The sequence below is a fragment of the Streptomyces durocortorensis genome, from assembly GCF_016901035.1.
In the GTDB taxonomy this organism is placed as follows: domain Bacteria; phylum Actinomycetota; class Actinomycetes; order Streptomycetales; family Streptomycetaceae; genus Streptomyces; species Streptomyces durocortorensis.
This window is the reverse complement of the sequence record NZ_JAFEUF010000153.1, coordinates 1-7,658: the sequence shown is the minus strand read 5'-3', so window position 1 is coordinate 7,658 and position 7,658 is coordinate 1. Positions and strand designations below refer to the sequence as shown.

The following is a 7,658-nucleotide window of genomic DNA, read 5'->3' as shown; positions in this document are numbered from 1 at the left end:
ACCCGCCCCGGGCGCCGCGGCTCCCGGGCGGCGGCGCCGGGTCGGCGGCCGCGCCGCCGCGCGGCGGGGGTGCTTGCCCCCCCCCCCCCCCCCCCCCCCCCCCCCCCCCCGGGGCCCGTGCACAGAAGAGAAAGGCAACCGCTCACCGTGATCGTCCGATCGTTCAGTGACATCGAGAACACCGACCGGCATGTGAAGGCCGCGTCCGGCACCTGGGAGAGCAAGCGCATCGTGCTCGCCAAGGAGAAGGTGGGCTTCTCGCTCCACGAGACCGTGCTGTACGCGGGCACGGAGACCTCCATGTGGTACGCGAACCACATCGAGGCGGTGCTGTGCACCGAGGGCGAGGCCGAGCTCACCAACGAAGAGACCGGCGAGAAGCACTGGATCACGCCCGGCACGATGTATCTGCTGGACGGACACGAGCGGCACACCATGCGGCCCAAGACCGACTTCCGCTGCGTGTGCGTCTTCAATCCCCCCGTCACCGGACGGGAGGACCATGACGAGAACGGTGTCTACCCACTGCTGACCGAGGAGGGCTGAACCATGACCACCGAAGTACGCGCCGATCTGTACCCCTCGCGCGGCGCCGCCGAGATGACCACTCCCCGCCAGGACCCGGTCATCTGGTCCGCGCCGGGCGCACCGGGTCCGATCGCCGCCAAGGACCTGCAGAGCTACGAGCACGACGGCTTCCTCAGCATCGAACAGCTGATCACGCCGGACGAGGTCGCCGCCTACCGGGCGGAGCTGGACCGGCTGGTCTCCGACCCGCTGATCCGTGCCGACGAGCGCTCCATCGTGGAGAAGCAGACGCAGAACGTGCGGTCCGTCTTCGAGGTCCACAAGATCAGTGAGGTCTTCGCCGGGCTGGTCCGCGACGAGCGGGTGGTGGGCCGGGCCCGCCAGATCCTCGGCTCGGACGTGTACGTCCACCAGTCCCGGATCAACGTGAAGCCGGGCTTCGGCGCCTCGGGCTTCTACTGGCACTCCGACTTCGAGACGTGGCACGCGGAGGACGGCCTGCCGAACATGCGGACGGTGTCCGTGTCGATCGCGCTGACGGAGAACTTCGACACCAACGGCGGGCTGATGATCATGCCCGGTTCGCACAAGACGTTCCTCGGCTGTGCGGGCGAGACGCCGACGGACAACTACAAGAAGTCGCTCCAGATGCAGGACGCCGGCACCCCGTCCGACGAGGCGCTGACGAAGATGGCCGACCGCCACGGCATCAGGCTCTTCACGGGCAAGGCCGGTTCGGCGACCTGGTTCGACTGCAACGCCATGCACGGTTCGGGCGACAACATCACCCCGTACGCGCGCAGCAACGTCTTCATCGTCTTCAACAGCGTGGAGAACGCGGCCGAGGAGCCCTTCGCGGCTCCGATCCGCCGCCCCGACTTCATCGGGGCGCGGGACTTCACCCCGGTGAAGTAGCGGAAGGCAGCGGGAGAAGCAGGCGCATGGGGCCCGGGACGGTACGCCGTCCCGGGCCTGACGCGTAGCCCTTCGCGTAACTCGCTGGACCGGCGCCGTGTTCGGCGGGGAGGGTGGCGGCCATGACTTCCCACGTACGCCACATCACGATCGACTGCGCCGACGCCTACGGGCTCGCCGGCTTCTGGTCCCGGGTGCTCGGTGCGCCCGTCTCCGACGAGGACTTCCCCGGCGATCCGGAGGCCCTGGTCGAGACCCCCGGCGCGGCGATCCTCTTCGTCCAGGTGGACGAGGAGAAACGGACCAAGAACCGCGTCCATCTGGACATCCAGCCGCAGGACCGCTCCCGCGACGAGGAGGTCGAACGACTGCTCGCGCTCGGGGCGACCCTGGTCGGCGACCACCGCAAGCCGAACGGGCGGGGTTGGGCGACGCTCGCCGATCCCGAGGGCAACGAGTTCTGTGTGGAGTGCGGCGCGGCCGAACGGGCGGCGCTGAGCGGCACCCGGCTGCCGGTGACCGCCGACGACGTGACGCGTGCCGTGCGGCTCGCGGTGGACGTGCTGGCCGGGGCCCCGGCGGACCGCTGGGACACGCCGGCGGGGAGCCTGACGTGGACCTGCTGGGAGACGGTGGAGCACCTCAGCGACGATCTGTTCGCGTACGCCGTCCAGTTGGGACCGCGTACGCCCCCGCTGGACGGCGAGGTGCCCTACCGGTGGGCGCCCGACCGGCAGGGCGGGCCGCACAACGCGGTCTTCGCCGACCGTGCCGCCGGGCCCGCCGGACTGCTGGCCACACTGGAGGCGAGCGGGGCGCTGCTGGCCTCGATGGCGCGGACGACGCCGCCCGGGGTCCGCTCGTACCACGGGTACGGGATCTCCGACCCGGAGGGCTTCGCCGCGATGGGCGTGGTGGAGACCCTGGTCCACACCCATGACCTGGCCGAGGGCCTGGGCCTCACGTGGGCGCCGTCGGCCGCGCTCTGCGACCGGGTGCTGGCCCGGCTCTTCCCGGACGCCCCGGCGGGCGGGGACCGGTGGACCGTCCTGTTGTGGGCCACCGGTCGCGCCGAGTTGCCGGACCACCCGCGCCGCACGTCGTGGCGGTGGGACGGGCGGCCTCCCGCGGATCAGACGGCGTCGAGCGCCGGGTAGTCGGTGTAGCCCTTGGCGTCGCCGCCGAAGAAGGTCGACGGGTCGGGGGTGTTGAACGGGCCGCCCGCCCTCAGCCGGGCGGGCAGGTCCGGGTTGGCGAGGAAGAGCGCCCCGTAGGAGATCAGGTCGGCGATGCCGTCGTCGATCACGGTGTGGTCGCCGGGCCCGGTGGGGCCCTCGGTGTGCACGTTGATGACGAGGGCCCCGGAGAAGGCCTTGCGCAGGGCGAGGGTCAGCTCGCGGATCGGGGCGGCCTCCAGGACGTGCAGGTAGGCGAGGCCGAGCGGCTCGATCTGCTGGACCAGCGCGGTGTACGTGGCCTCCGGCGCGGGCTCGTCGATGTCGTTGTACGGGTTGCCGGGCGAGATCCGCAGCGCGGTGCGCTCCGGGCCGATCTCGGCGGCGACGGCCTTGACGACCTCGACGGCGAACCGGGTGCGGGCCTCGTCGGAGCCGCCCCACGCGTCGGTGCGCCGGTTGGTGTTGGGGGCGAGGAACTGGTGGATGAGGTAGCCGTTGGCGCCGTGCAGCTCGACCCCGTCGAATCCGGCCTCGACCGCGTTGCGGGAGGCGGTGACGAAATCGGCCACGGTCGCGCGGACCTCGGCGTCGGTCAGCGCGTGCGGCTCGACGAAGTCCTTCGGTCCGGCGTGGGTGTAGACCTGCCCCTCGGCCTTGACCGGGGAGGCGCTGACGGGCACGAGCCCGTCCGGCAGCAGGACCGGGTGGCCGATGCGGCCCGCGTGCATGATCTGGGCGAAGATCCGGCCGCCCGCGGCGTGCACCGCGTCGGTGACCGTACGCCAGGAGGCGACCTGCTCGGCGCTGTGCAGGCCGGGCGTGGAGGGGTAGCCCTGCCCCACGACGGACGGCTGGATGCCCTCGGTGATCACGAGGCCGGCCGAGGCGCGCTGGGCGTAGTACGTGGCGGTGAGCTCGGTGGCGGTGCCTCCCGCGCCGGCCCGGCTGCGGGTCATCGGGGCCAGGGCGATGCGGTTGGCCAGCGGGGTGCCGGAGAGGTCGATCGGGTCGAACGCTGTGGTCATGGAGGCTCCCAGATAAGTATGTGGTCGGCCAAGTATCGGTGCCGACGGCAACTGTAACCCATTGATTGGCCGACCAAGGTAAAGTTGTGGACAACCGCCGGGCAGGGAGCGGACATGGAGCTGGACGCGGAGTCGGCCATGGAGTCGGGCATCATCGGAAGCCACTGAAAGCCACTGCCGAAAGCCGCCGCTCGCAGCCCCGAGGACCTCAGGAGCCCACCATGACCACCGGCCACGCCACCCCCGCGGAAGAGGCCTGTACCGACGCGCTGCCCACGGCGGCGCTCAGCGGGCCCGTGAGCCACGCCGTCTCCCGGGTGGCCCGGCTGCACCGGATCGCGGCGGGCAAGGCGCTCAGGGGCGTGGACCTCTACCCGGGGCAGGAGTTGCTGATGATGCACCTGTGGGACCGGGGGGCGGTCCGGCAGACCGAGCTGATCAGGGCCCTGGACCTGGACCCGTCCACGGTCACGAAGATGCTCCAGCGGCTGGAGCAGACCGGGCATGTGCGCCGCCGCCCCGACCCGGCCGACCGGCGGGCCGTGCTGGTCGAGGCGACGGACGAGAGCTGCGCGCTGCACACCGCGGTCGAGGCCGCCTGGGGCAGCCTGGAGGAGCACACGCTCGCGGGTCTGGAGCCGGCCGAGCGCACGGAGCTGGTCCGGCTGCTGGCGAAGATCGAGGAGAACCTCTGCCGGGAGGCCGAGGACTGCCCCGACCGGCGCTGAGACGCGTCCGCCCGAGTCGCCTGCGTACGGCTCAGGCCAGGAAATTCAGCACCCGGTCCACATCGGCCTCGGTGTTGTAGAGGTGGCAGGAGATCCGCAGATTCCCGGCCGGGGCGGAGACGGCGATACCGGCCTCCACCAGGCCGGGCTGACGGCCGTCCAGCCCCGGCACGGCGACGATCGCCGACTCCCCGGGGACGGCCGCGTGCCCGAGCTCGGCGAGCCCCGCCCGCAGCCGGGCCCCGAGCCCGGTGGCGTGGGCGTACAGGGCCTCGGCGCCGACCTCCGCGAGCAGGTCCAGGGAGTGCTCGGCCCCGTGGTACGAGAGGAAGGCGGGCGGCTCGTCAAAGCCGCGTGCGGTCGGGGCGAGGCGCTCCAGCGGGCCGTAATTGCTCGCCCAGGGGGCGCCGGCGGAGACCCAGCCGGCGAAGAGGGGCGGCAGGGTGGCCTCGGCCTCCTCGGTGACGGTCAGGAACGACGTACCGCGCGGGCAGAGCAAGAACTTGAAGCCGCCGGTGACGGTGTAGTCGTACGCCCCGGCGTCCAGCGGGAACCAGCCCGCAGCCTGGGTGGCGTCCAGCAGGGTCCGAGCCCCGTGCGCCGCGGCGGCCGCGCGGACGGCGGCGAGGTCGGCGACCCGGCCGTCGGCCGACTGCACGGCGGAGAAGGCGACCAGGGCGGTCGAGGGGCGTACGGCCTCGGCGAGGTCCGCGAGCGGCGCGTACCGCACGCGCAGATCGCCGCGGAGCGCGAACGGGCTGACCACGGAGGAGAACTCGCCCTCGGGGCAGAGGACTTCGGCGCCGGGCGGCAGCGAGGCGGCGATCAGGCCGACGTGGACGGTGACGGAGCTGCCGGTGGCGACCCGGTCCGGGTGGACGCCGACGAGCCGGGCGAACCCGCCCCGGGCGGCCTCCACCGCCTCCAAGCTGCCCGCCCCCACCCGGCGCCCGGCGGCGTTCTCGTCGGCCAGGGCCTTGACGGCGGCGATCGTCCGGCGGGGCAGCAAGCCCCAGCTGGAGGTGTTGAGGTAGGTGACGTCGGGCGCGAATTCGACGGCTGCGGCTCGGATGGGCGCGAGGATCGTCATGCGTCCACCCTGGAGCGCCCCTAACTCAAAGTCAACAACGAAGAGTTACGGGGCGCACCAAGGGATACTTATGGAAGGAGGTCAGCCCCGCGGAACTTCGCAGGCCCCGTCCGTGTCGCAGGCCGCCGCGTCCCCGCCGACGGTGGTCAGCGCGGTGGCGGGGCGGTCCTTCCAGGCCTGCTCCAGCGCCTGGACGAAGACCTCGGTGGGCTGGCCGCCGGAGATGCCGTACCGCCGGTCGAGGACGAAGAACGGGACGGCGTTGGCGCCCAGTTCGGCCGCCTCGCGCTCGTCGGTCCGGACGTCGTCCGCGTACGCCTCGGGGTCTGCGAGCACCGCGCGGGCCTCGTCGGCGTCGAGCCCGGCCTCCTCGGCGAGGGCGATCAGCACCTCGTCGTCGAAGACGGAGCGCTCCTCGGCGAAGTTCGCCCGGTAGGCGAGGGTCAGCAGTTCGTCCTGGCGGCCCCGGGCCTTGGCCAGGTGCAGCAGCCGGTGGATGTCGAAGGTGTTGCCGTGGTCACGGCCCTCGGTGCGGTAGCCGAGCCCCTCGGACTGCGCGTTGGCCGCGACGTTCGCCTCCATCGCGGCGGCCTCCTCGCGGCTGCGGCCGTACTTCTCGGCCAGCATGTCGATCACGAGCGCGGTGTCGCCCTTGACCCGCGAGGGGTCGAGCTCGAAGGAGCGGTGCACGACCTCGACCTCGTCCCGGTGGGCGAACTCCGCGAGGCCCTTCTCGAAGCGGGCCTTGCCGATGTAGCACCACGGACAGGCGATGTCGCTCCAGATCTCGACGCGCATGACTCTTCTTCTCTCCCAGGCTCACGGGGGGGCGTGCGGAGAGGCCCTCCGTACGTCACGTCTCCGTACGAACACCAAACCTGACCAGGTGATTCCCGCTCCGCGGCCCGCTGGCGTCCGGAGCGGAAATCGGGAAAGCTCGCGCGCATGGTCTCAGTGGTGCAGAACGTGGCGATCGACTGTGTGAACGCGTATGAGCTGGCGCGGTTCTGGAGCGAGGTGACCGGCCGTCCGCTGCATCCGGAGGACGAACCGGGCATGGCGGAGACGCAGGTGATGATGGCGGAGGGCCCGATGCTCTATTTCCATCAGGTGCCCGAGGCCAAGAAGGGCAAGAACCGGCTCCATCTGTGTCTGCGCCCTCAGACCTCGCGCGAGGAGGAGGTGGAGCGGCTGCTGGGCCTCGGCGCCGCCCTCGTCGCCGACCTCCGGAACCCGGACGGCTCCGGCTGGGCGGTGCTCGCCGATCCCGAGGGCAACGAGTTCTGCGTACTGCGCAGCGCGTCCGACCGGGCCGCGACGGCTTCCTGACGCTCTCCGCACGCACCCGGCCCCTCGCACCTCACCGCCCGTCGCGCAGGTTCGCCACTCCCCCGGGCAGGAACGCGATCCGGTCGAAGACCGCGCCGCAGCCGTCCCCGGTGGGCGACTGGACGAGGAAGCCGATACGGGCGGCCGCCCGCTCCTCGGGCGTACCGAGGGTGAACACACGAACGAAGGTCCAGCTGTCACCGTCGGCGGAGGCGTGGAAGGCGTAGGCGTTGCCGGTGCGGCTGAGGCGGAGCCAGCAGACGCCCTCCTCCACCACGAAGGCGTTGGCGTCGTCGGAGTGGCCGCGGGTGACGACGGTGCAGACGGTCGGGAGGTCCGCGGAGTGCTCCAGGCAGAGCTTGGCCCACTCCTGGTCCCCGACGTGGAGGTACAGCGCGCCCGCGTCACCGGCCGAGACCAGACCGGGGCGTACCCGGGCCAGCAGCCGGAAGTCGCCCTCCCCCACTGCTCCGAGCAGGCGCGGGGCGTCGGAGGCCGGGGCGAGGGAGTCGCCGGACGGGGGGACGAAGAGGTCCTGACCGGGGCCGGCCCTGCCGGTCAGTACGCCGTCGGCGTGGGTCCAGCGTCCGTCGGGGCCCGCCCCGTCCAGGGCGAAGGGGAGGGCGTCCAGGTGCAGGGGCAGGCTCATGCGCGGCGTCCGATCAGGTTCAGGTTCGGGCTCATGCGCGGCGTCCGTCCACCCGGCGGGGCAGGCCCAGCGGGTTGTCCTCGCGCAGTTCGGGCGGGAGGAGCGCGTCGGGGGTGTTCTGGTACGTGACCGGGCGCAGCCAGCGTTCGATCGCGGTGGCCCCGACCGAGGTGGAGGTGGACGTGGTGGCGGGGTAGGGGCCGCCGTGGTGCTGGG

9 protein-coding genes and 1 pseudogene are annotated in these 7,658 nt (G+C 72.3%); 5 read left to right on the top strand and 5 right to left on the bottom strand.

What is annotated here, in order from left to right:
- The first annotated feature begins 147 nt into the window (after positions 1-147).
- The 3 genes from JS521_RS24430 to JS521_RS24420 all read left to right on the top strand — a co-directional run bounded on the left by JS521_RS24430 (position 148) and on the right by JS521_RS24420 (position 2,600).
- Positions 148-546 carry an ectoine synthase gene (locus tag JS521_RS24430; protein WP_205085090.1) on the top strand — a complete coding sequence of 133 codons (399 nt, stop codon included), beginning with the start codon at positions 148-150 and terminating at the stop codon, positions 544-546.
- 3 nt (positions 547-549) lie between these two features.
- Positions 550-1,443, top strand: coding sequence for an ectoine hydroxylase (thpD, locus tag JS521_RS24425; protein ID WP_205085089.1), 894 nt, complete (start codon positions 550-552; stop codon positions 1,441-1,443).
- A gap of 122 nt (positions 1,444-1,565) precedes the next feature.
- Positions 1,566-2,600, top strand: coding sequence for a VOC family protein (locus JS521_RS24420; protein WP_205085088.1), 1,035 nt, complete (start codon positions 1,566-1,568; stop codon positions 2,598-2,600).
- Here the strand turns inward: JS521_RS24420 and JS521_RS24415 are convergent.
- Positions 2,576-3,646 (bottom strand): alkene reductase, encoded by a 1,071-nt coding sequence (locus JS521_RS24415; protein ID WP_205085087.1) that lies wholly within the window; start codon positions 3,644-3,646, stop codon positions 2,576-2,578. The two genes, JS521_RS24420 and JS521_RS24415, sit on opposite strands and share 25 nt — an antisense overlap.
- A 221-nt stretch (positions 3,647-3,867) precedes the next feature.
- Here JS521_RS24415 and JS521_RS24410 point away from each other — a divergent pair, with 221 nt between their 5' ends.
- The gene (locus JS521_RS24410) at positions 3,868-4,374 is read left to right on the top strand and encodes a MarR family winged helix-turn-helix transcriptional regulator (RefSeq protein WP_205085086.1); all 507 of its coding nucleotides are present in this window, start codon (positions 3,868-3,870) and stop codon (positions 4,372-4,374) included.
- A gap of 31 nt (positions 4,375-4,405) precedes the next feature.
- On the opposite strand, the gene JS521_RS24405 is transcribed toward JS521_RS24410, so the two are convergent.
- Both JS521_RS24405 and JS521_RS24400 read right to left on the bottom strand, forming a co-directional pair.
- Complete coding sequence (locus JS521_RS24405; RefSeq protein ID WP_205085085.1) at positions 4,406-5,464, bottom strand: aminotransferase class V-fold PLP-dependent enzyme; 1,059 nt, start codon at positions 5,462-5,464, stop codon at positions 4,406-4,408.
- An 81-nt stretch (positions 5,465-5,545) separates the two neighbouring features.
- Positions 5,546-6,262: a DsbA family oxidoreductase gene (locus JS521_RS24400; protein WP_205085084.1), complete on the bottom strand. Its 717-nt coding sequence runs from the start codon at positions 6,260-6,262 to the stop codon at positions 5,546-5,548.
- 147 nt (positions 6,263-6,409) lie between these two features.
- Between JS521_RS24400 and JS521_RS24395 the strand changes: the two genes are divergently transcribed.
- Positions 6,410-6,793 carry a VOC family protein gene (locus JS521_RS24395; RefSeq protein WP_205085083.1) on the top strand — a complete coding sequence of 128 codons (384 nt, stop codon included), beginning with the start codon at positions 6,410-6,412 and terminating at the stop codon, positions 6,791-6,793.
- A gap of 31 nt (positions 6,794-6,824) precedes the next feature.
- Here JS521_RS24395 and JS521_RS24390 read toward each other — a convergent pair whose 3' ends face one another.
- Complete coding sequence (locus JS521_RS24390; protein WP_205085099.1) at positions 6,825-7,436, bottom strand: DUF1349 domain-containing protein; 612 nt, start codon at positions 7,434-7,436, stop codon at positions 6,825-6,827.
- 37 nt (positions 7,437-7,473) lie between these two features.
- A pseudogene (locus JS521_RS24385) lies at positions 7,474-7,658 on the bottom strand (aldehyde dehydrogenase (NADP(+))); the annotation flags it as partial.